This is a genomic window from Glutamicibacter endophyticus (assembly GCF_048457885.1).
Taxonomy (GTDB): Bacteria; Actinomycetota; Actinomycetes; order Actinomycetales; family Micrococcaceae; genus Glutamicibacter; species Glutamicibacter endophyticus.
In genome coordinates this window covers 2,398,178-2,422,025 of sequence record NZ_CP174200.1, presented here as the reverse complement: position 1 = coordinate 2,422,025, position 23,848 = coordinate 2,398,178, and the positions used below count along the sequence as shown (strand labels likewise).

16 protein-coding genes are annotated in these 23,848 nt (G+C 65.2%); 14 read left to right on the top strand and 2 right to left on the bottom strand.

Annotated features, from left to right (window positions below; all coding sequences use genetic code 11):
- Positions 1-221: 221 nt before the first annotated feature.
- Positions 222-1,364: a glutamate--cysteine ligase gene (locus ACJD00_RS11235; protein WP_418907075.1), complete on the bottom strand. Its 1,143-nt coding sequence runs from the start codon at positions 1,362-1,364 to the stop codon at positions 222-224.
- 126 nt (positions 1,365-1,490) lie between these two features.
- Positions 1,491-2,732 carry a THUMP-like domain-containing protein gene (locus ACJD00_RS11230; protein ID WP_418907074.1) on the bottom strand — a complete coding sequence of 414 codons (1,242 nt, stop codon included), beginning with the start codon at positions 2,730-2,732 and terminating at the stop codon, positions 1,491-1,493.
- 389 nt (positions 2,733-3,121) lie between these two features.
- On the opposite strand from ACJD00_RS11230, the gene ACJD00_RS11225 reads away from it, so the two are divergent.
- The 14 genes from ACJD00_RS11225 to ACJD00_RS11160 all read left to right on the top strand — a co-directional run bounded on the left by ACJD00_RS11225 (position 3,122) and on the right by ACJD00_RS11160 (position 23,835).
- Positions 3,122-4,675, top strand: a complete 1,554-nt coding sequence (locus ACJD00_RS11225; RefSeq protein ID WP_418907073.1) for an amino acid permease — start codon at positions 3,122-3,124, stop codon at positions 4,673-4,675.
- Positions 4,676-4,919: 244 nt separating this feature from the next.
- Complete coding sequence (gene groES, locus ACJD00_RS11220; protein ID WP_418907072.1) at positions 4,920-5,216, top strand: co-chaperone GroES; 297 nt, start codon at positions 4,920-4,922, stop codon at positions 5,214-5,216.
- 102 nt (positions 5,217-5,318) lie between these two features.
- The gene (groL, locus tag ACJD00_RS11215) at positions 5,319-6,929 is read left to right on the top strand and encodes a chaperonin GroEL (RefSeq protein ID WP_418907071.1); all 1,611 of its coding nucleotides are present in this window, start codon (positions 5,319-5,321) and stop codon (positions 6,927-6,929) included.
- 178 nt (positions 6,930-7,107) lie between these two features.
- Positions 7,108-9,210, top strand: coding sequence for an acyltransferase family protein (locus ACJD00_RS11210; protein WP_418907070.1), 2,103 nt, complete (start codon positions 7,108-7,110; stop codon positions 9,208-9,210).
- Positions 9,211-9,306: 96 nt separating this feature from the next.
- Positions 9,307-10,809: an IMP dehydrogenase gene (gene guaB / locus ACJD00_RS11205; protein ID WP_418907069.1), complete on the top strand. Its 1,503-nt coding sequence runs from the start codon at positions 9,307-9,309 to the stop codon at positions 10,807-10,809.
- 187 nt (positions 10,810-10,996) lie between these two features.
- Positions 10,997-12,682 carry a DUF222 domain-containing protein gene (locus tag ACJD00_RS11200; RefSeq protein WP_418907068.1) on the top strand — a complete coding sequence of 562 codons (1,686 nt, stop codon included), beginning with the start codon at positions 10,997-10,999 and terminating at the stop codon, positions 12,680-12,682.
- A gap of 137 nt (positions 12,683-12,819) precedes the next feature.
- Positions 12,820-14,142, top strand: a complete 1,323-nt coding sequence (locus ACJD00_RS11195) for a DUF4872 domain-containing protein (RefSeq protein ID WP_418907067.1) — start codon at positions 12,820-12,822, stop codon at positions 14,140-14,142.
- 4 nt (positions 14,143-14,146) lie between these two features.
- Complete coding sequence (locus ACJD00_RS11190) at positions 14,147-15,298, top strand: GuaB3 family IMP dehydrogenase-related protein (protein WP_309406304.1); 1,152 nt, start codon at positions 14,147-14,149, stop codon at positions 15,296-15,298.
- Between the two features lie 182 nt (positions 15,299-15,480).
- Positions 15,481-16,023: an AAA family ATPase gene (locus tag ACJD00_RS11185; protein ID WP_418907066.1), complete on the top strand. Its 543-nt coding sequence runs from the start codon at positions 15,481-15,483 to the stop codon at positions 16,021-16,023.
- 192 nt (positions 16,024-16,215) lie between these two features.
- The gene (locus ACJD00_RS11180) at positions 16,216-17,043 is read left to right on the top strand and encodes an SURF1 family protein (protein ID WP_418907065.1); all 828 of its coding nucleotides are present in this window, start codon (positions 16,216-16,218) and stop codon (positions 17,041-17,043) included.
- Positions 17,036-17,497: a DUF3817 domain-containing protein gene (locus ACJD00_RS11175; protein ID WP_418907064.1), complete on the top strand. Its 462-nt coding sequence runs from the start codon at positions 17,036-17,038 to the stop codon at positions 17,495-17,497. Before ACJD00_RS11180 ends, ACJD00_RS11175 begins: the two co-directional genes overlap by 8 nt.
- A gap of 175 nt (positions 17,498-17,672) precedes the next feature.
- Positions 17,673-19,259 carry a glutamine-hydrolyzing GMP synthase gene (gene guaA, locus ACJD00_RS11170; protein ID WP_309406313.1) on the top strand — a complete coding sequence of 529 codons (1,587 nt, stop codon included), beginning with the start codon at positions 17,673-17,675 and terminating at the stop codon, positions 19,257-19,259.
- Positions 19,260-19,453: 194 nt separating this feature from the next.
- The gene (locus ACJD00_RS11165) at positions 19,454-23,509 is read left to right on the top strand and encodes a DNA helicase (RefSeq protein WP_418907063.1); all 4,056 of its coding nucleotides are present in this window, start codon (positions 19,454-19,456) and stop codon (positions 23,507-23,509) included.
- On the top strand, positions 23,506-23,835 hold the full coding sequence (locus tag ACJD00_RS11160; protein WP_418907062.1) for a hypothetical protein: 330 nt from the start codon (positions 23,506-23,508) through the stop codon (positions 23,833-23,835). Before ACJD00_RS11165 ends, ACJD00_RS11160 begins: the two co-directional genes overlap by 4 nt.
- Positions 23,836-23,848: the final 13 nt, after the last annotated feature.

The following is a 23,848-nucleotide window of genomic DNA, read 5'->3' as shown; positions in this document are numbered from 1 at the left end:
GCTCCATCATCCTCTGGTCGAGGAGCTAGCGACTAAGTTATGGCGCGAGAGTGTGGCCGCGGCATGAGTAACGCATAGCGGAACGCCGGCTCCTGCGAGAGCAATGGCACGAACTCCAATTCACCTGTTGCTAGACAACGACTTCGCTGGCAATCTTCGCGCTCAACGTCACTCTACTAGCCGGGGTTTTGGCCCGAAAGCCGACTATTACCGAATTGGAGCTAAAGCGAGTGCAATCTGGCTACGTTGTCGCGAACAACAGCTGAAAAGTCCCCACCCGATGCTGCGAAAACCTGCCGCTGAAGCTGGTATTCCGCGCCGCGCTCGATCAGCCGAATAATTCCTTGTAGTTCGTCTACACAACCGAGTTGCTCGGCCACTGGAGTGAGTCGTTCGACCTCTTGTCGCAGGTGGTCGGTCACTAGCATTTCATCCCCCTGAGCGTTGAGGATGATGATGGCATCCAGCCCGTAGCGGGCGGCCCGCCACTTGTTCTCGACGCGGAACCACGGCGGCATGACCGGAATCTTATAGCCAGCCTCGAGGCTCAAGGACATGTCGTGCACGAGGCACTGTGTCAGCGCGGTGATTGCTTCGATGTCAGCCAACGAGCTGACTCCGTCGCAGATGCGCATTTCGACTGTGCCTAGGCGAGGCACTGGACGGACGTCCCAGCGAATTTCCGAGACGTCATCAATGACGCCGGTGTACGTCATGTCGGCCACGTAGGCCTCGTACTCGGACCACGAGTTGAAGTGTACGGGGATGCCAGCTGCAGGAAGCTGCTGGAACATCAGCGCACGCTGGGAGGCATAGCCGGTATCTTCCCCGCCCCAGTAGGGGCTTGAGGCACTGAGTGCCTGAAAGTGTGGCTGGTAGTTGATCAGCCCGTCGGTGATCGGCAGCGCCTTTTCGCGCGAGTCGAGTCCCACGTGGACGTGGACCCCGTAAATCACCATCTGGCGTCCCCACCACTGAGTACGGTCGATGAGTTTGGCGTAACGATCTTTGTCGGTTACCGGCTGCGAGGTAGGAGCAGCAAAAGGATGCGAACCAGCGGAGTACAGATCAACGCCGAGCGGAGCGGTGGTTTCGATAAGTAGCCGCACGTTTTCGCGCAGCTCGTTACTGGCTTGGCCCACGGTGTTGTGCACGCCGGTGACGATCTCCACCGTGTTCATCAACAGCTCGGGCTTGATGGTTGGGTGGTCTTGATCTAGGTCCAGCCCGGCCTGGATTTTGAGCCGATTAAGCACCTCTTCGGCGATGGAACACAGGTCTGCGCCGTCGCGGTCAACCAGCGCGATTTCCCATTCCACACCGATGGTGGATTGCGCCGAGTCGGCGAACTCGATTTTTTGCACGGTGCTCCTGGGGCTCTGATCACGACCCGTTCTCGGGGACGTGCGGGGACGATCTGTGACTAGTTTAGTTTTCTCTTCGGCACCTTGGCCTAAAAGTGACGACATATGCGTCGGAGAGATAGCACACTAGAGGGCTTCGGCCTCGATTGCCACTCGACGATCGCCAATACGGGCAAGGATCAAGGTCGCTTTGCCCTTGGCAGATTTCGGGGCACCGGCTAAAAGGAGCCTGCGCAATTCTTCGGGCGTGACGTCCACGCCGCGCTTCTTGATTTCCAGCGTCCCTATGCCTTGGGTGCGCACCCAGGCGCGTAGCTTCTTCACGTTGTAGTCGTGCACGGCTTTGACCTTGTAGCCGCGCGCGAAAGGTGTGGACAGTGCCTGATCGTGGGTGAAGTAGGCGATGTGCTCGTCTAACAGCCGTCCGCCGATCTGTTCAAGTAGCGCGCCGATCAGGTGGGAACGGATTACGGCGCCATCTGGCTCGTAGATGTACTCACCCAATGCGCCAACCGGTGCCGGCGCATCGGCGGATGCCGGATGGTCGCTGGTCAGTTCGTGTGCACCCCCGCTGTCGATCACCAGCGCGGCGCGGGAGACTTTTGAGCGGCGAAGTGCTCCGAAGAACAGGCACGCTTCGATCACCGAGCCGTGATCGGAGATCCACTGTGCTTCGGCATCCTCTGGGATGGCTTCGTGGGGGAGACCGGGGCCGAGCTTGACCGCCACCTTGTATCCGTCATCGACTAGCTGTTCAACAAAGGACAGGGGAGGGGAGAAGGCCTCGGGGTCGAAGAGGCGCCGGGTGGAACCGCGGCGCTCTTCGCGGCGGGCCGGGTCAAGCCAGACGCCGTCGATTCCGTCCAGGTTCACTTCTTCGGCGCGCGAATGCACTACGCGCGCGTTCTCGAAGGGCATGAGGTTGAGGGTGGCCGCGGCTGCGGTGGTTTCATCGAGTTCCACGGCGGTGACTTCGAGCCCGGCGCTGGCCAGCGCAATGGAGTCCGCACCGATGCCGCATCCTAGATCGGCTACGTGTTGGGCTCCGGCCTCGGTGAAGCGCCGCGCATGCAGCCCGGCGATGGTTAGTCGCGTGGCCTGTTCCAGTCCGGCGGGAGTAAAGATCAGCGAGTCGGCAAAGGGGCCGAATTTCACCCGGGCGCGGAAGCGCAGTTGAGCCTGTGCGAGAACCGCGCGCACCACGTCGGGGTCGTGTCCAGCCTTGCGGAGCTTCTCATTGACGGTCCAGGCCGCGTCCTTGGACCCCACCGAAGAAGGGTCAATGGTCGCTAGCAACTCCCACCCGGCTGGGCTGAGCAGGGCGGCGAACTGGTCTTTGAGCGTGGGGTCGTTGGAAGCCTGGGCCATGTTTCCAGCCTATCGGAGTCGCGGGGCCCAGAGCGCCGCGAAATATTACGCAATTGTGTCGCTGGCGATTCATCGTGTTCCATGACCCAAAAACATAAGCGACTTCACGAGACTACTTCTGAAATGCTTCTTGAATAGGTGAAATATGTGAAAAGTCAGAGCAAGCATTGCTAATGCTTCACTTGGGTGAGCATTAGTAAATGCGTCACATTTCATGATCAATGTATCGGACTGAACGGAGCATCCAGCCGCTGGCTGTATCGTGCACCGTCGCTTCGGGCCGCGCTCTGACTGTTGCGGCACCTTCGGGCTCTTGAGCTCGCTGCGCCGCGCCGCCACCCCTGTGATTCAAGTCGCAAGAGCCCCTCGCTTTGGTGTTCCATATCACCGTGAGCAAAGTAATTCTGGATCAGGACCACGCGCCGGCCGAGCAATCGCCGGACGCGAACCCAAGCGCAACGACGCGCCAACGGCCCGCAGGGGCCTCCGAACTCAAGCGAGGCCTCAGCAGCCGTCACCTGCAAATGATCGCCATTGGCGGTTCCATCGGCACCGGCCTCTTCGTGGCCTCGGGTGGCAGCATTGCCGCCGCCGGTCCCGGCGGTGCACTGGTTGCCTTCGCCGCGGTCGGCCTCATGGTCTTCCTGCTGATGCAGTCGCTGGGGGAGATGACCGCCAAGATTCCGGTGGCCGGCTCCTTCCAAACCTTCGCCACCCGCTTCGTCTCACCCTCCTTCGGGTTCGCGATCGGCTGGAACTACTGGTTCAACTGGGCGATCACCGTGGCCGCCGAACTGGTGGCCGCAGGCATTGTGATGGACTTCTGGCTGCCGCAGGTTCCCGGATGGGTCTGGGCCGGTGTCTTCCTCGCCCTGCTGACCGGACTGAACGCCCTCTCGGCCAAGGCCTTCGGCGAAGGCGAATTCTGGCTGGCCATGATCAAGGTCGTCACCGTGGTGGTCTTCCTGGTGGCCGGCACACTGATGATCTTCGGCATCATCGGCGGACAAAGTGACCCGCTGGGTAACTGGCGCGACGCCAAGGACGTCTTCCACGGTGGCTGGCTCTCGATCATCTCCGTGTTCATGATCGCCGGCTTCTCCTTCCAGGGCACCGAACTGGTCGGCGTGGCCGCCGGCGAGGCGAAGAACCCGCGCCGTGAAGTACCCAAGGCCATCCGCAAGGTGTTCTGGCGCATCATGATCTTCTACATCGGCGCCATCTTCGTCATCGGCTGCTTGGTTCCGCTCACCGACCCGAGCCTGCTCTCCAGTGGGGAAACCGACGTAGCTTCCTCGCCATTCACCCTGGTCTTCGAGAACGCCGGCATCGCCTTCGCCGCCGCCTTGATGAACGCCGTGATCCTGACCGCGATCCTTTCGGCCGGTAACTCCGGGCTCTACGCCTCCACCCGCATGCTCTACTCGATGGCGCTGGACGGTAAGGCCCCGAAGGCCTTCGGCAGGCTCAACCGTCGCGGCGTACCGATGACCGCGCTGATGGCGACCGCCGCCGTGGGACTCTTCGGCTTCCTCACCGCGCTGGTCGGTCAGGGTGCCGCCTACGCCTGGCTGCTGAATGTTTCGGGTCTTTGCGGCTTCATCGTCTGGGTCGGTATCGCGATCTCGCACTACCGCTTCCGCCGTGGCTACATTGCCCAGGGTGGAGATGTGCGCGACCTGCCCTACAAAGCCTCGTTCTTCCCGCTCGGCCCACTGGTGGCCTTCGCGATGCTGCTGATCGTCATCGCCGGTCAGAACTACGAGGCCGTACTGGCCGGCCGTGGCCTGGAAGTACTCTCCGCCTACATCGGCCTGCCGGTCTTCCTGGCCCTGTGGATCGGTCACCGCCTGGTGACCAAGTCCAAGATGGTTACGCTCTCCGCGATGGACCTGAGCTCCCCGGCGGATATCGACGAACCGGCGGAATCCGCACGTCGCTAACGCCTCCACTTGGCTGCGGCTTTCGGTAGCCGCGGCGCTCGCCGGACACGACACGGGCCGAGCATTAGCACTCACCTTGACCGAGTGCTAATGCTCGGCCTAAAGTCATCCATAGGTGCCGCGCATGCAAATGCGCGCACACCGCCTGACTGGATACCGCCAACTGGCACCGCGACGACGGTTGGTCCAATGCCATAGGGCGCTTTCCCTACAACCATTGGTTCATACACGAAAAGGAGAGACCGTGTCCGTCTCCATCAAGCCGCTCGAAGACCGCATTGTCATCAAGCAGGTCGAAGCCGTCACCACCACTGCATCGGGCCTCGTGATCCCGGACTCCGCCAAGGAGAAGCCGCAGGAGGGCACCGTTGTAGCCGTGGGCCCGGGTCGCGTCGACGACAACGGCAACCGCATTCCGCTGGACGTTGCCGAGGGCGACGTTGTGCTCTACTCCAAGTACGGTGGCACCGAGGTCAAGGTCGGCGCCGAGGAGTACCTGGTGCTCTCGGCTCGCGACGTGCTGGCCGTCGTCGTTAAGTAACGACGCACCCCACATAAACCGACCAAGCCCCGCGATCCGCACCCTACGAAGCGGTGCGGGGCTTGGCGTCGTTTAGGACCTCTAGCATTCAGGAGTCAATGCATGGCTAAGCAGCTAGCATTCAACGAGGAAGCGCGCCGCGCCCTCGAAGCGGGCATCGACAAGCTCGCAAACACCGTGAAGGTCACCCTCGGCCCACGCGGCCGTAACGTGGTGCTCGCCAAGACCTGGGGCGCCCCGACCATCACCAACGACGGCGTGACCATCGCCCGCGATATCGATCTCGAAGATCCCTACGAGAACCTTGGCGCGCAGCTGGCCAAGGAGGTCGCCACCAAGACCAACGACGTCGCCGGCGACGGTACCACCACCGCCACCGTGCTCGCCCAGGCACTGGTCCGCGAGGGCCTGAAGAACGTGGCCGCCGGCGCGGCCCCGGGCGAGATACGCAAGGGCATCGAGCTGGCCGCCGAGGTCGTCTCCCAGGCACTGGCCGCCAACGCCGTGGCCGTGGAGGACAAGGTGGCCAACGTGGCCGCCATCTCCGCACAGTCCGAGGAAATCGGTGACCTGCTCGCCGAGGCCTTCAAGACCGTGGGCACCGACGGTGTGATCACCATCGAGGAATCCTCCACCACAGCCACCGAGCTCGTGGTCACAGAGGGCATGCAGTTCGACAAGGGCTACCTCTCGCCGCAGTTCGTCACCGACGTCGAGCGTCAGGAAGTCGTCCTCGAAGACGCACTGATCCTGATCAACCCGGGCAAGATCGGTACCGTGGCAGAATTCCTGCCGTTGCTGGAAAAGGTGCTCGAAACCAAGAAGCCGCTGCTGATCATCGCCGAGGACGTCGAGGGCGAAGCCCTGTCTACCCTGGTGGTCAACAAGCTGCGCGGCCTGCTGAACGTGGCAGCCGTGAAGGCTCCGGGCTTCGGCGACCGCCGCAAGGCCATGATGCAGGACATCGCGATCCTCACCGGCGCCCAGGTTGTCTCCTCGGAGCTCGGCCTGCAGCTGGACCAGGTCGGCACCGAGGTGCTCGGCTCGGCCCGCCGCGTGACCATTACCAAGGACTCGACCACCATCGTCGATGGTGCCGGTACCGAGGAAGATGTTAACGACCGCGTCGCCCAGCTGAAGGCAGAGCTGAACCGCACCGATTCGGAGTGGGACCGCGAGAAGCTCTCCGAGCGCCTGGCCAAGCTCGCCGGCGGCATCGGTGTGATCAAGGTTGGCGCTTCCACCGAGGTGGAGCTCAAGGAGCGTAAGCACCGCATCGAGGACGCCGTGGCTTCGACCCGCGCCGCTCTCGAAGAGGGCATCGTCGCCGGTGGCGGTACCGCCCTGGTCGACGCGCTGAAGGCGCTGGATTCCGACGCCTCGGTGACCGGTCTGGACGGCGACGTCGCCGCAGGTGTGGCCATTGTGCGCCGCGCCCTGGTGCAGCCGCTGTTCTGGATCGCCTCCAACGCCGGTTTCGACGGCGCCGTGGTGGCCTCCAAGGTGGCCGAACTGCCCGCCAACGAGGGCTTCAACGCCCGCAGCGGCCAGTACGAAAACCTGCTGCACGCAGGCGTCATCGACCCGGTCAAGGTCACCCGTTCGGCTCTGCGCAACGCCGCCTCCATTGCGGCGCTCGTGCTGACCACCGAAACCCTCGTGGCCGAAAAGCCGGAGGAGAACGCTGAGGAAGGCCACGGCCACGCCCACTAGGCGGTCGTGACCGGCCGGTCATAAATCCAATCAACGGCGGCAAGTCGGCGATGCACCACGTCATCGCGGGCTTGCCGCCGTTGTTTTCCGCCAAAGATCACGAATTGGTAAACTTGTGGGTTGGATCGCCTCGTGGGGAGGCGTACCGCACACCCGCCGCCTGCCAGAAAGCCACAACGTGAGAGAGCCGAGCACCTCGACGCCGACCCGTCCCGTAGCTTCCACACACCGTAGCGACGTGCAGGGCCTGCGTGCCCTCGCCGTGCTGCTGGTCATGTGCTACCACATCTGGTTCTCCCGTGTCTCCGGCGGGGTCGACGTCTTCCTGATGCTCTCGGCCTTTTTTCTCACCGGCTCACTGTTGCGCGCCGCACAGCGCGGGCAACGCCTGAACCTGCCGGCCCACTGGGCCCGACGCTTCGGCCGCCTGATCCCGCAGGCCGCCCTGGTGATCGCGGTGACCGCCGTGGCCAGCTGGTGGCTGCTACCGAGCCAACGCTGGCCCGACATTATCGATCAGGGCCGCGCCAGCCTGCTCTACCGGCAAAACTGGTTCTTGGCCGACACCAGCGTGGACTACTACGCCTTCAACAATCTCTCGGCCTCCCCGCTGCAACACTTCTGGTCACTCTCCGTCCAAGGGCAAATCTTCATCCTCTGGCCGCTACTTATCGGTCTGGCCGTGCTGCTCTGGAGACTCACCGCCCGCAAGATCCCGCTGGCGCTCATCGCCGGGGGAGTGTTCGGGGCCGTCCTCCTCGCCTCGCTGAGCTTCTCCATTCGGCTCACCAACGCCGACCAGCAGCTGGCCTACTTCCACACCGGCACCCGGCTCTGGGAGTTCGCCCTCGGCTCGCTGCTGGCCATCGCGCTCCCGTTGCTCCAAAAGCTTCCCGAGGTGCTGCGCCGCTATGCCGGCTGGGCCGGGCTGGCCGTGCTGGTCAGCTGCGGTGCCTGGCTGGATGTGCAGGGACGCTTCCCGGGCTACTTGGCCCTGGTGCCGACGCTGGCCGCCGCCGCGTTGATCATCGCCCCGGCCGCCGCGGAGAAGCGCAACCCGGCCTACCTGCTTTCCTTCGGGCCGCTGGTCCGCCTCGGCGACCTGTCCTACGGGATGTACCTCTGGCACTGGCCGCTGCTGGTGATCACCCTCGAACTGCTCGGGGTGCCGCAGCTCGGTGCCTTCTCCGGCCTGGCGATCATTCTGGCCGCCATCGGGCTGTCCTGGTTGAGCACCCGCTATGTCGAGAAGCCGGTGCGAAGCTTCAGCGAACAGCCCGGCGGGCACTTCTCCTGGCGCCCGGTGGGCCGCCAGGTCATCGCCGCCGGACTGGCCGTGCTGCTCGCCGCGGTGCCGCTGGCCGCCTGGCAGCAGTCGCTGGATCACCGGGCCGCGATCGCCGCCTCGCAGTCGCCGATCACCGATAACCCCGGGGCCGCCGCCGAGGCCAACTGGCAGCCCGAACGCACCGCGCTGACCCTGCCGCTGGGCACCGAATTGGATGACCAGTGGCAAAGCCCGGGCATCGACTGCCTGCCCGGCCCGGCACCCGAGGACGACCGGCTGGCCGAATGCCGCCAGTCCCCGGATGCCACTGGCACCACCGACGTGGTGCTCGTGGGCGATTCCCACCTGCAGCACTTCTCCGTGGCGCTCACCGCCGCGATCGAGGCCGAAGGCAAAACCTGGACCATGCTGCACCACCCGGGCTGCCGCTTCGGTTCCCCGGACGACGCCGCGGAATCCGAATCCTGCGCCAACTTCCAACAGGCCGCCTCCGACTACCTCGCCCAGCGCAAGCCCAAGGAAGTCATCACCGTGGGCACCCGCACCGAGCCGGAACCCGACGAATTCGGGCGCACCGCCGCCGACCGCGAGCACATCGTCAGCGGCTACCGCGAGGTGATCGAACCGCTGCTGGAGTACGGGGCCACCGTGGTGGCGCTGCGCGATACCCCGCGCTACGACTACCGGATCCCGGACTGCGTGGAAAAGAACAAGAAGGACATCGCCAGCTGCGATGCCCCGCGCAGCGAGAAGCTCGCCGACACCAACCCGCTGCGCACGGTCAGCTGGGATCGGAAGCATCCCGGACAGCTCGTACCGCTGGACTTCTCCGAGCTGCTCTGCCCGGAGGGCACCTGCAAGGCGGTGATCGGCAACGTGCTGGTGTACATCGACAATGAGCACCTTTCACGCACCTTCATCAAGAGCGCCGCCGAGCCAATTGCCCGCGGTTACCGGCAGGCGTTGGCCAAGGCCGCGGACGCGAGACGTTAGCTTCGCCACACCCGCTCGGTGCGGCATCGTGGGAAAGCGCAAATACCTCTACCATTGAAGCAACCTCCGCTACCCGCTTTGAAAGGTTCACCACCCGTGACTGAGTTCAACCCCTTTGCCCTCGAAGGACTGACCTACGACGACGTGCTTCTGTTGCCCGGTCCCACGGACGTGATCCCCTCGGATGCGGACACCACCACCCGCTTCACCAAGCGCATCAACATCCAGGTGCCGATTTCCTCGGCCGCCATGGACACCGTCACCGAGGCCGGCATGGCCATCGCACTAGCCCGCCAGGGCGGCATCGGCGTGATCCACCGCAACCTGTCCATCGAGAACCAGGCCAAGCAGGTGGACCAGGTCAAGCGCAGCGAGTCGGGCATGATCTCCGACCCGGTCACCGTCGCACCGGGCGCCACCCTGGCCGAATGGGATGAGCTCTGCGCCCAGTACCGCGTCTCGGGTCTGCCGGTGGTCGACGAAAACCGCAAGCTGCTCGGCATCATCACCAACCGCGACACCCGTTTCGTGCCGCGCGAAAACTACCTCACCACCAAGGTCTACGAGGTCATGACCGGCATGCCGCTGGTCACCGCCACCGAGGGCGTGGCCCGCGAGAAGGTCATCGAGCTGCTCTCCACCCACCGCATCGAGAAGCTGCCGTTGGTCGACGACGAGGGCCGACTGACCGGTCTGATCACCGTCAAGGACTTCGACAAGGCTGAGCAGTACCCGCTGGCCACCAAGGATGAGGACGGCCGCCTGCGCGTGGCCGCCGCCGTCGGCTTCTTCGGCGAAGGCTACGAGCGCGCCATGACGCTGATCGACGCCGGCGTGGACGCACTGGTCGTGGACACCGCCAACGGCCACTCCAAGGGTGTGCTGGAAATGATCGCCAAGCTCAAGGCCGATCCGGCCGCCGCCCACGTGGACGTCATCGGCGGCCAGGCCGCCACCCGCGAGGGCGCCCAGGCGTTGATCGACGCCGGCGCCGACGCCATCAAGGTCGGCGTGGGCCCGGGCTCCATCTGCACCACCCGCGTGGTCGCCGGTGTCGGCGTCCCGCAGGTCACCGCCATCTACGAATCCGCCAAGGCCGCCATCCCGGCCGGCGTGCCGCTGATCGCCGACGGCGGCCTGCAGCACTCCGGTGACATCGGCAAGGCCCTGGTCGCCGGCGCCGACTCGGTGATGCTCGGCTCGCTGCTCGCCGGCACCGCCGAAGCCCCGGGCGACCTGGTCTTCATGAACGGCAAGCAGTTCAAAACCTACCGCGGCATGGGCTCGCTGGGCGCCATGCAGACCCGCGGGAAGAACACCTCCTACTCCAAGGACCGTTACTTCCAGGCCGACGTGCCCACCAACGAGAAGCTCATCCCCGAAGGCATCGAGGGCCAGGTGCCCTACCGCGGCCCGCTCTCGGCCGTGGTGCACCAGCTGGTCGGCGGCCTGCGCCAGACCATGTTCTACGTGGGCGGCCCGACCATCCCGGCGCTGAAGGAACGCGGCAAGTTCGTGCGTATCACCGCCGCCGGCCTGAAGGAATCGCACCCGCACGACATCATGATGACCGTCGAGGCCCCGAACTACCGCCGCTAGGCCACAGCCTCTCCTCGGACGAACACCTCAGCAGAACTCCCCGCTTTCCCCGCCCGGTGCCCGGCACCGCGCAGGGCCGGCGGGGAGTTCTGCGTTAACCACCCTCACCGCACCCGCCACCGAGGGCTTTTCCACAGTTCGACGCCGGCCGGGCAGCCTCCGTGCCGCACGGGGTGATGCTGGGCCCATGAATTACACGGCCCCAGCGCAGCGAGTCGACATCCTGCGCGAGCTTCTCGACCCGGTACCGGGGCAGAGCACGCCCGCGCGCGACGGGACCCAACTACGCGCGCTGGGGGAGCTGGGCATCGCCTTCCTGCACCAACTGCGCGAAGACATGGCCGCCTGCGAGGATCCGCGGCTGGCTCTCGAATTGGCCAGCATGGCCGAGTCCCTAGGGCATGAAAGCACCCGGCTACGCATCCTCGCCGCCGACCGGCTCGCGGCCAGCAACGCCCACCTGATGCAGGCCGAGGAATTCGACGCCCTGCGCCAGAACCCACCGGACATCAACACCCCGGCCACATTCTGCACCGGCCGTCCGCTCTTCGGCACACCGGCCCAACTGCTGGCCAGCTGGGTGGGCATACCCCTGGCCTCCGCCCGCCGCCGGGTCGCCGACGCCGCAGACCTCATTGCCCGCCGCGATGCTACCGGCACCTCACTGCCCCCACGCTTCACACACTTGGCCGCGCTCTTTGCCGACCCACAGCAAAACCCCGAACCCGTACTGGAAACCAGCGCCAAGATCGCCAAGCACGAACCGCCTGATACCAGCTTCGACGGCGAAACCACTGCACCCACCCTGCGGCATCACGACGGCCGGGCCATCGAGGAACATGCCGCGCAAGTGCTCAGCACCGCCACCAGCGTCCCCGAGGCGCGCCGGCACATCAACGAGTTGGTCGCCACCGCGGCCGAGGACCCGGAGACCAGCGATCCGGTTGCACTCCGTCGCGGGCTCTTCCGGCTCCCCGAACGCAGCACCCTAACTCGCGAGTACCTGCTACGCGTCAGCACCCTCGAGGCCGAGCGGCTCGAATCCTTCCTCGCCCACGCCAATAACCCGCGGACCAAGGCCGGCCAAGCGGCCCGCCGCAACCCCAATCCCGGCGCCGAAGCGGGCACCGATCCCACGGCCGCCGACGCGGCCACGCCCGATTTCCTGCCCGAGGGAGCCGAGGCACAACGTTGGGAGGACGAACCGGCAGCCGAGGCCACCGTGGCCGAACGCGGCTTGAACGCCCTGCTCGCGTTGCTGACCTTCGACCTCCGAAGCCAACGGGCAACCGGCGACGCGCAGACACTGACCAGTCGACAACCGACAATCACGAGCCAGGCGCCCCGCCTACTGCTCCCAAGCGACTCAGGAGCCAACTATCCGGCGATACGTCCGGAAGTCATCGTGCACCTACGCATCGAGGATTTACGCGACCTCGCCGCCGGCGATGCCCGCACCGCTCATGGAGCCAAACTTCCACCCGGCCAACTTCGCCAACTGCTCTGCGACGCCAACTTGCTCCCAGCGATCTTCAACGGGCGTGGCGAACTACTGGACTATGGGCGATCCCAACGCATCGTCCCGGACAAACTCAAACGGGCCGTGCTCGCCCGCGACCGCGGGTGCCTCGTGCCGGGCTGCACCGAACCACCCGAACGCCTGGAGTTTCACCACATCGACCCATGGCATAAGGGCGGGCGAACCTGCCTGAGCAACCTCGGGCCCGGCTGTCTGGGCCATCACCTCGACTACGACTCCGGCCGCATCAAACTGATCTTCCGCGACGGGCTGCCGTGGGTGATCCTGCCACCGCACCTGGACCCGGAACAAAAGCCGCGCCGCAACACCTATTGGGACGACCTCGCCGCCTAACGCCCCGATACTGTCCCTGCTCTCATGCCCCGTAGAATGGTGCCTCGGTCCGCCCACGCCCCACGGCGTACAGCACCACGCGGACCGCGCCCGTGGCGCAACCACCCACGGGCACCGGCGTGAGGGAAGGACGGGTCGTGGCCCAACCGAAAAATATCAAGAAGCAGGTGCGTGCCCGCATGGAGCGCACCGGTGAAAGCTACACCACCGCACGCAAGAACATTCTCGAGGGCAAGCCCGAAAGCCCGAAGGCTGTGCGCGCCGCGGCCGCCCGCACCGGCACCAAGCCCGGCACCGGCGCCAAGTCCGCGGCCAAACCCAAGCCCACTCCGCAGTCTGTGGCATCTGCCGTCGAGGAAGAGGAACTACCCGAGTATCCGGCGCCCGAACATGTGGTGCAGTACGACGCCGCTCTCTGGCAGCGTGTTTTGACCCAGGCCGGGGTCACCCACCCACTCACCGGGCAGCCGCTGAGCCAAGAACTACTCGCCGGGCTGGCCGGAGGCATCGGTTTCACTGCCTTCACCCACCTCGACGAGGACGAGCCCAGCGCCACGCTCATGACCCGCTCGCACGGCGAACCCTTCACCGCCACCCTGTTGGCACGCTGCGGCGCCACCATCAACGAGCGCACCACCAACTCACCGGAACGCGCCGCGGACTACCTGGACGCCGGACTGGACGCCGGCCGGGCGGTCGTGGTGCGCGTCGCCGTCCACGCCCTGCCCTGGGTGGCCGACGACGGGATCGACCCGCAGGACACCATCGACGTGGCCGTGGTGGGGGAGCACGAGCAGTTTCTGCTCATCGACGACGGCTCCGGCTCGCTGGCACCGATCACCCCCGAAGACCTAGCCACCGCTCGTGCCTCACGCAAACGCGATAAGCATTGGCAGGCCTGGGTGCCAACCACACGCGGACCGGAACTGGAGACGCTTCGTGGCAATATTCTGCAGTCCATCGAAGCGACCACCGGCTACCTGCTGGGCCACCGCGAGTCGCGTTCTGTTCCGCCACACCTGGCGCGCCACTATGGCATCGCCGGCATGCGTTGGCTGGCGGAGAAGTTCGCCGACACCGACTCACTGCGCGGCTTCAACGCCCTGCTGACCACCGAAGAACGCATCAATACCGTCTTCGACGAGTTCTGTGCTTCCTTCGCCGAGACCCGGCTGGCCGGCCCCGAAGGTCTGCGTGGTCTCTACGCGGAGTTCCTCGACGAAGCCGCCGCGCTGCCCGGTCTCGAAGACCTCGCCGAACACGCGGCCGCCTACCAGCGCCTCGGTGAGCAATGGGAAGAGCTGATCGGCCAATTCTCCGCTCAGATCGACCCGGAGTCGCGGGCCGAGGCATTCACCGCCGCCGGGCATAGCCTGCAACGTATCGCCGACGCGGAAGGGCAGGCCGCCCGCAACCTCGAGCAATGCGCCCAGGGGCTGGCCGCGAACTTGATAACCTAGTGTGGTGACTAACGAGATTGAGATCGGCCGCGGCAAGCGCGCCACCCAGGCATACTCCCTTGACGACGTGGCGGTCGTCCCGAACCGCCGCACCCGCGACCCGAAGGACGTCTCGGTGTCTTGGCAGATCGACGCCTTCAAGTTCGATACCCCGATCCTCGGCGCCCCGATGGACTCGGTGACCTCCCCGGCCACCGCCATCGCCCTGGGCAAGCTCGGCGGCCTGGGCGTGCTGAACCTCGAGGGCCTCTGGACCCGCTACGAGGACCCGGAGTCGGTGCTACGCGAAATCGCCGCCCTGCGCGAGGAGTCCGCCCAGCGCAGCAATCCGACGATCACCGCCAAGCTGCAGGAACTCTACGCCACACCGATCCAGCCCGAGCTCATCGGCGCCCGTCTGGCCGAAATTCGCGAGGCCGGCGTGGTTGTGGCCGGTTCGCTCACCCCGCAGCGCACCCAGGAGCATTACCAGTCGGTGATCGACGCCGGCGTGGACATCTTCGTCATTCGCGGCACCACCGTTTCGGCCGAGCATGTCTCGCAGACCGTTGAGCCGCTGAACCTCAAGCGTTTCATCTACGAACTCGACGTCCCGGTCATCGTCGGTGGCGCGGCCGGCTACACCCCGGCCATGCACCTGATGCGCACCGGTGCCGCCGGCGTGCTCGTGGGCTTCGGCGGTGGTGCCAGCTCCACCACCCGCCGCACCCTGGGCATCCACGCCCCGATGGCCACCGCCATCGCCGACGTGGCCGCGGCCCGCCGCGACTACATGGTCGAGTCCGACGGACGCTACGTGCACGTCATCGCCGACGGCGGCCTCGGCTCCTCCGGCGACATCGTCAAGGCTCTGGCCATGGGCGCCGACGCCGTGATGCTCGGCAGCGCCTTGGCACGTGCCGAAGAAGCACCGGGTGCCGGCTGGCACTGGGGGATGGAAGCCGTTCACGAATCCAGCCCGCGTGGCGACCACGCCCGGGTGGGCACCGTGGCCCCACTCGAGGAAGTGCTCTACGGCCCATCGCGTCACACCGACGGCACCTCGAACCTGGTCGGTGCCTTGCGCCGTTCCATGGCCACCACCGGCTACTCGACGCTGAAGGAATTCCAGCAGGTCGACGTGGTGCTCTCGCCTTACGAGGCAGATCGCTATTAGCCCTCAGCAGTAGCCCTGCAAGCAACACCCACCGGTCATTGGCTCCCCACTCGGAGCCATTGGCCGGTGAGTTTTGCTTTAGCGAGCACAGAAGTTTATTGCGCCGGTGTGCGTGCTCGGAGCGCCGGCTACCTAGCGGCTGCGTACGCCTAAAGCCCGGAAAACACCCATAGGATTTAGCCATGATTATCTGGATCAATGGAACATTCGGGGTCGGAAAAACGACCACAGCTCACGCGTTGGTGACCGATTGCGATGACTTCCGTTTGTTCGATCCGGAAGAGGTTGGTTTCATGCTGACCCGGAGCCTAACGGACCAGCACATTGAAGATTTTCAAGATCTTTCGGCTTGGAGAGCGTTGGTCCCCGTAGTAGCTCAGCAGCTGAGTAGGCATACCGGTCAAAGCTTGATTGCAGTACAAAGCGTTTTGAGACACAGCTACTGGCTCGAACTGCGGAATACTTTCGAAAAGCTTGATGAGACAATTCTGCACGTTGTCCTCGATGCGGATGCTCAGACTTTGAAACGTCGGATAGACGGTGACTGCATTGAAGCCGGTGCCCGGCAATGGCGCTTGGACCATATAGGGGATTATTTGGTGTCACGAAATTGGATGCTTTCTGATGCCGATCTTGTGATTGATACTCGAGGGCTTGAACCCGATGAAATTGCTAGGAGGATTCGCGAGGGTACAACTAACCTGTCGTCGACACTCGGCCTTTGAAAACACCAGGGTGTTGTCTGCAGGCCATCGCTATGCTGACTTGCCGGATCCACTTCAATAAATGGACTCAGGCAAACCCCACCGGAACTTCTACCGCGAGGATAGGTCCAAGGCTGCTTAGCGACGGCGGTGCCGCTTAGATCACGCCCGAGGCATTTCAACTTCTACGCCGAATAGAAGTACGGTTAAGCTGTGCTGAAAACTGCCTTCAAACCCAAATGGATCGCCGCGCTGCTCGGAGCCCTGTTGCTCTCCACGGTGTTCGTCGCGCTCTCCGGGTGGCAGTTCGGTTCCTCCTCATCGGAGCCGGTGCACAAGGCAGAGACCACCGAAAAGCCCGTGGCGCTGACCGAGTTCTACCAGCCTGGCGTCCCACTGTTTGGTGACAAGGCCGACCAAATCGTCACCTTGAGCGGCCATTTCGTGCCCGGAACCGAGGTCGCGATCACGAACCGGATCGACGACGAGAAACTCGGTCAATGGACCGTGAGCGCCTTTGCGGTCGACGGGGCCCCGGACGACGAAGCAATCTCCGTCGTGCGTGGTTGGCAGCCCAGCGGAGCCGAGCCGTTGCCGGCGCCCAGCGGCACCATCGATATCACCGGCCGTCTGCTTCCACCCGAAGGGCCGCAGCTCAAGCACGACCTGCGCGAGCCAAGCCTAAAGTCGCTTTCTTCGGCGCAATTAGCCAACCGCTGGGATCTGCCCCTTTATTCTGGTTTTATCTCCGCTCATGAACTTTCGGCCGACGGCAAGCCGGTGACACAGGCTGGCCTCGACCCGATCTACGTCGGGCCACAACCGCAGGAAGCCCAGATCAACTGGCTGAACGTGTTCTACGGGATCGAATGGGTAGTCTTCGCAGGTTTCGCGATCTTCCTCTGGTACCGCCTCGTACGCGATGATTATCAGCGCGAAATGGACGCCGTCGCCGAAAAGGCGGCCCAACACTTCAAGGACGGCGCCTCACAGGGCACCGATGAACTTTCAACCTCACAGAAGGACAAGGACGATGAGTAGCACCCCAGATACCGCGCCCCGCAAATTCGGTGGCACGCCCGCGCAGATCCGCGCCGCGGCCGGCTTCTACAAGGTATTGGCCTACGCCACCGGCGTAATGCTGCTCCTGCTCGTGCTCGAGATGATCGTCAAGTACTTCTGGAAGCTCGAGTTGTTCGTCGGTGGCACGCTGCTCGACGGCACCTCTAACAGAATTGCGTTGCTGAACCGGGCGGAGATCACCGACGGGTTCAACGTATCGCTGGCGATTCTCATCGTGCACGGTTGGATGTACGTGGTCTACCTCTTCGCCGACTTCCGTCTCTGGTCGCTCATGCGCTGGCCCTTCAGCCGCTTCATCACCATCGCACTAGGAGGCGTGGTGCCGTTCCTCTCCTTCTACACGGAGAGCAAGGTCCATGCCGAGGTGGAGCGCGACGTCGCCGCCAACCCGAAAGCCGCCAAACGTTACTAGGCTCTGACTCTTGCGGCCCCGCCGCAGACCGACAGCCCAGCGCCGCGCGTCTTACCCCGAGTTTTGCTCGGGATAAGGCGCGCGGTTTTGTCTCTGGGGGAGCGGTCGGCGGCCGTGACGCTCCTGACAGCGGATTGCAGTTTTTCCCCCTGTGGCCAGCCGGTAGACTGGTTGGGTGACTACAGCTGCTCCCACCCCAGAACACAAGCCGGTTCTGGTCGTTGATTATGGGGCCCAGTACGCGCAGTTGATTGCTCGCCGCGTACGCGAGGCCCGGGTGTATTCGGAGATCGTTCCGCACACCATGACGACCGCAGAAATCCTGGCCAAGAATCCTGCCGCCATCATTCTTTCCGGCGGTCCCTCCAGCGTCTACGCCGACGGTGCCCCGCGCGTCGAGGCCGACCTGTTTGAAGCAGGCGTGCCCGTGCTGGGCATCTGTTACGGTTTCCAGGCCATGGCTAACGCCCTGGGCGGTACCGTGGCCCAGACCGGCCTGCGCGAATACGGCCGCACCGAAACCTCCTTCGCGGGAGAGGCCCGCTCGATCCTCACCGGTGCCGCCTCGGCCCCGACCGTGTGGATGAGCCACGGCGACTCGGTCTCCGCCGCGCCGGAGGGCTTCGACGTACTGGCCACCACCGAGGGCGCCCCGGTGGCAGCCTTCGCCAACGAGGCCAAGCGCCTCTACGGTGTGCAGTGGCACCCGGAGGTCAAGCACTGCGAATTCGGCCAGGACGTGTTGGAGAACTTCCTCTACAACGGTGCTGGACTGGCCGGTGACTGGACCGCCGATAACATCGCCGACGAGCAGATCGAACGCATTCGCGCCCAGGTGGGCGATGGCAAGGCCATTTGTGGTCTGTCCGGTGGAGTGGACTCCGCGGTGGCTGCGGCCCTCGTGCAGCGCGCCATCGGCGACAACCTCACCTGTGTGTTCGTGAACCACGGCCTGCTGCGTGAGGGCGAAGTGGAGCAGGTGGAGAAGGACTTCGTTGCCGCCACCGGCGCCAAGCTGTACGTGGCCGACGAGCGCGAGCGTTTCCTCTCGGCCTTGGCCGGTGTCAGCGACCCGGAGACCAAGCGTAAGATCATCGGCCGCGAATTCATTCGCGCCTTTGAAGCCGCCGAGGCAGCCATTATCGAGCAGGAAGCCGATAAGGGCGAGCCGGTACGATTCCTGGTTCAGGGCACCCTGTACCCGGACATCGTCGAGTCCGGCGGCGGCGAGGGAACCGCAAACATCAAGAGCCACCACAATGTGGGCGGCCTGCCCGAGGACCTGCAGTTCGAGCTGGTCGAGCCGCTGCGCACCCTGTTCAAGGACGAGGTGCGTGCGGTGGGCCGCGAACTGGGCCTGCCCGAGGAAATCGTGGGTCGTCAGCCCTTCCCGGGCCCCGGCCTGGGTATCCGCATCATCGGTGAGGTCACCGAGGAGCGCCTCGAGGTGCTGCGCAAGGCCGACGCAATTGCTCGTGCCGAGCTGACCGCCTCCGGGCTGGATAACGAGGTCTGGCAGATGCCGGTTGTGCTGCTCGCCGACGTGCGCTCGGTGGGTGTGCAGGGCGATGGCCGCACCTACGGCCACCCGGTCGTGTTGCGCCCGGTCAGCTCCGAGGACGCCATGACCGCGGATTGGTCGCACCTGCCCTACGACTTGCTCTCGAAGATTTCGAACCGCATCACCAACGAGGTTGACCAGATCAACCGCGTGGTGCTCGACGTGACCAGCAAGCCGCCGGGAACCATCGAGTGGGAGTAAGCTCCAAACGCTGCCTGGCAGCGTAGCGCGTGAAGGGCGTCGACACGGCAGAATAAGCCACGTGTCCGGCGCCCTTCGCCCGCTTAAACGTGTTTCGTAGAGCCGTTGCGCGGCCGCGGTGCACTAGGTTGGTAGCAGGCGAAGTGGATCGATACTTCGCGCAATGCAGTGGATGAAGGACGAAGGGACGAACTGTGGCGACTAGTGGCCAGCCGGAGGCCGCCGAACGCGTAGCGGCATGGGTGCGAACTCTGGGCCAGGGTGCCGGTGTGGATACGGCCTTGCGCTTCGCCCCCTCCACCTCCAACAGCATTGACATCACCCATGCCAACCCCAGTGGTTTGGCACAGTTTCTGGCCGGGCGACGCACCCGGCTCTCCACCCTGCTTCATGATGCCGAGCAGTTCGCGCAGGCCAAGCGCACCGCCCGCGCACTGAGCGCCAAGATCGGTGAGCTCTGGGACGAGCGCGGCATTGACGTGGGCTATCTGGCCGCCGGTGTCGCGAACTGGCGCGCCACCCATGAGGGGCGCAGCGAGCCGGTCTCGGCGCCCATCATGTTGGGCCGCATCACGCTGACCAAGCACGTGGATAACGACGACTACGATCTGCAGCTGGTCGGCCGCGCCGAAATGTCCCCGGCCTTCGTGCGCCAGTTCGAGGTCGATCACCACGAGAAGATCGACGTGCAGGCCGTGGACGCCGCCGCCTATTCAATCGCCCGTTTCGACCCGGTGCGTGGCATGGACGCGCTGCGTCATCAGTTGGCCGAGGTGCCCGGCGTGGTCATCGGCCACCGCCTTCTGATTTCCACCTTTGCCGACCTGATCGACCCGGCCGACCCGACGCTTTTGGGCGAGGGGCACCCGGTGATCGAGGCGCTGATTCGGGCCGCCAACGATGAGGAGCCGGCTGCTGCCACCGAGCCGAGCGGTGAGTCCGAGGCCGACGCCTCCGGCTCCCGGTTGCGCCGCGTCGCCGAACTTCTGAAGGATTCCTCGCGCGCCAAGCGCCCCGGTACCGCCGCGGGCGCCTCCACCACCCGTAAGGTCCACACCGGTACCAGCGCCCTGAGCAAGTCCTCGGATGAGCGCGACCCGGCCGAGGAACTGTACCTATTCGACGCCGACGAGTCACAGGGCCGCCTGCTGCACGCGATCTCCAACGGCGAATCGGTGAGCATCAACGCCGCCCCGGGCACCGGAGCCACCCAGACCGCACTGAATGCCGCGGCTCTGCTCGCCGCACAGGGCAAGCGCGTGCTGGTGATCGCCGAGCAGCGTTCGGCCGCCGAAGAGTTCGTCACCCGCTTCAACGAGAAGCTCGACGCCGGCAGCCTGCTGCTTGAACCGAACGAGGACCCCGAGGCGATCCGCGGGCATCTGATCCGTGCGATCCTGCGTAATGAGCGCGCCACCGAGCCGCAGCTGACCGGGCTGTTCAAGAAGCTGACCGAGACCCGTCATGCCCTAAAGGAGCATGTGGCCTCTCTGCATTCGGTGCGTAGCCGCTGGGGTTGCTCGCCGTACCAGGCGATGCAGGAACTTGCCCGCCTGTCGGCGCTGGAGCCGGCCCCGGCCACCACGGTGCGCCTGAAGCGTTCGGTGCTGGATTCGATGGGGCAGCGCGGGCACGTGGCCGCCCAACTCAAGCGCGCCGCCCAGCTCGGCGCCTTCTCGCAGGCGCACACCACCAGCCCTTGGTATGGTGCGCCGTTGCGCAATCAGGAGCAGACCGAGCAGGCGCTGAAGCTGGCCAGTGGGCTGGGCCGCGACCTGCCGATCCTAGATAAGCACATGCGCAAGATCGCCGAGCAGTCGCAGATCCGCCTGGAGGAGAGCTACGACAAGTGGGGCGATCAGCTGCAGTTGCTGGTGGCCGTGCGCGGCTCGTTGGATAAGTTTGAGCCGGATATTTTCGAGGGCGACATCGATGATTTGATCGCCGCCACCGCCTCCGGCCAGTGGCGCCGCGAACACGGCGTGGAGATGGGCTCCATCGTCCGTTCCCGGCTTCGCAAGATCGCCAAGGAGTACGTGCGCCCCGGCATGCACGTGCCGGATCTGCAGGCTGCCCTGCAGGCCGTGTCCGAACAGCGTGAGGCCTGGCGCCGCTACGCCACGAGCCAGCGCAACCCTGCCGTCCCCTCCGGTCTGCTCGACGTGGAGGCCGGCTACCACGACGCCGGGGCCCGCATCGATAAGCTGGCCGAAATGCTCCCGGCCAGCGTGGGCAAGCGCCTGCGCGAAATGCCGGTGAGCGAACTGCTGGATCTCATTGCTTCCCTAGTGGATCACAAGGACGATCTCACCGAGCTTCCCGAACGCACCCTCATTGCCGAACAGCTCAGCGAGGCCGGCCTGGGGGATCTGCTCAGCGACTTTGCCGAGCGGGAGATCGACGTCGACGCGGTGGACGGCGAGCTGGAACTGGCCTGGTGGCAGTCCGCGCTCGAGGCTATGATCAGCGGCGATGACTTCATGGCCATGAACGACGGGGCCAAGCTCGAAAGCCTCGAGGCCGAGTACCGGCTGGCCGACGGCGCCCATGTGGCCGTCGGCGCCGAACGCATCCGCTGGGCCCTGGCGAAGAACTGGAAGGCCGCCCTGGCCGATCATCGGGCCGCCTCCAAGACCCTGCGCGAAATGCTCAAGTCCGGCACCCCGACGCTGGCCGGGTTGCTGGATTACGGTTCGGCGCTGGTCAATTCGCTGAGCCCCGTCTTCGTTTCGGCACCGTTGCTACTGGGCACGGCCCTGCCGCGCGACACCAAGTTCGACGCGGTGATCCTGCTCGAGGCGAACTACCTCTCGCTGCGTGAGGTGCTCGACGCGCTGCGCCGGGCCTCACAGGTGATCGCCGTGGGCGACGAAATGCTTGGCGACCCGCGCCCCTTCGAGGTCTCGGTGGATCCGACCGCCTCGCTGCGCGCCCGGAAGGAGGCCCCCTCGGCGCTATCGGCGCTGAACCAGGTGCTCGTGACCGGCACGCTGGGTACCGTCTACCGTGGGGTGGACGAGGCGCTGGTCGAGCAGCTGTCGCAGACCTACTACGACTCGGCGATTTCCCGGCTCCCGGTGGCCCCGGCGGTCGGCGGGGAGCGTCGCTTGAGCGCCCACCATGTGCCCGACGCGACCGGCACGCTCTCGAACAGCGAGGACGGGGTGCAAACCACCGCCGCCGAGGTGCGCCGCGTGGTGGATCTGGTTTTCGAACACTTCGCCAACCGCGGTAACGAGTCGCTGGCCGTGGTGGCCTCCAACCGGCAGCACGCGGCGGCCATTGCCGAGGCCATTCGGGTGCAGCTACCGAACCACAAGTACGCCATGGAGCACCTGCGCTCCGCCCGCGAACCCTTCGTGGTCACCACCATGGACCGACTCATCGGGGTGCGCCGCGACGCGGTCATTCTGGCCTGGGGCTTTGGTCGCACCCCGCACGGTAAGACCCTGCACGAATTTGGTGCGCTGTCCCGTCCCGGCGGAGAGAAGCTGTTCGTCGCGGCCGTCACCCGTGCCCGCCGCCGCATGGCGCTGGTCTCCGGGCTGCTGCCCGAGGATGTGGAGCTGAACCGCGTGTACCGTGGTGCCCGTCAGTTCTTTGAACTCTTCGGCCGCGTGTATTCGGGGGAGGAACCCTCGGATTACGCCAATGAGCCACGATTCGACGCACTGGTCTCCGACCTGGCCCGTCGTCTGCGTGAACGCGGCGCCATTGTGGCCGAGGACTTCCGTTCGGTGCTAGATCTCTCGGCCCGTGCCTTCGATCCGGTCGACGCCGCCGCCACCCGCCCGTTGGCGGTGGTGTACGACGGCACCGAGCACTACACCGGACTGACCGTGCGCGAACGTAGCCGACTGCGTCCGGACTTTTTCGAAAGCCACGGATGGCGTTACGTGCCGCTGTGGACCATCGACGTGTTCAGCGACCCGGAGTCGGTGACCGACCGACTGGCCGGGTACCTGTCGCTGGAGCCCGAGCGTAAGCCGGCCGTCGAAGAGCCGGTGGCCCGCCCGCAGGTCAATACCGCCCCTCCGGTGCCGGCCGCCGCCGTCACGCAGCAGGACAGTGCGGAGAAGGAGAAAGCCGCGCCGGCAACTACCGAGGATTCGACCAAGGCCAACGAGGCAAAGTCCGACGATAAGGCCGCAGAGGCGACCCAGTCCGCGGACAAGGCCAGCAAGGCCGCCGACAGCACGCCAAAGCCGGTACCCGCCGTGGCCGAAACCAATACCGGCAGCAAGCGGTGAGCGGCTCCGACGCCTCTGGTGACACCCCGCACGGTGAACCATCGGTGTCGGCGGCACAACCCGCGCGCCGCAAACGCGCGCGGGTTGTTGCCGCACCCACACATTTGCAGCAGGCCGCGGAATTGACCGGGGCTTTCACCCCGATCGAGGCAGCCGAGGCCGTCCAAAAGGCGCAGGCACGTCGCGGGCAGCCCTCCGCTGAGCCGGCGCCAGCGGACCCACTGGGACAGCTGCGGGCCAAGGATGAAGATCCGCGCGGCTGGGGCGAAGTCACCGAGGATTTGGCCGAGTCGCTGCGTCGCGAAAAACCCCCGCACTGGGGCTAACTCAGCTCGTGCT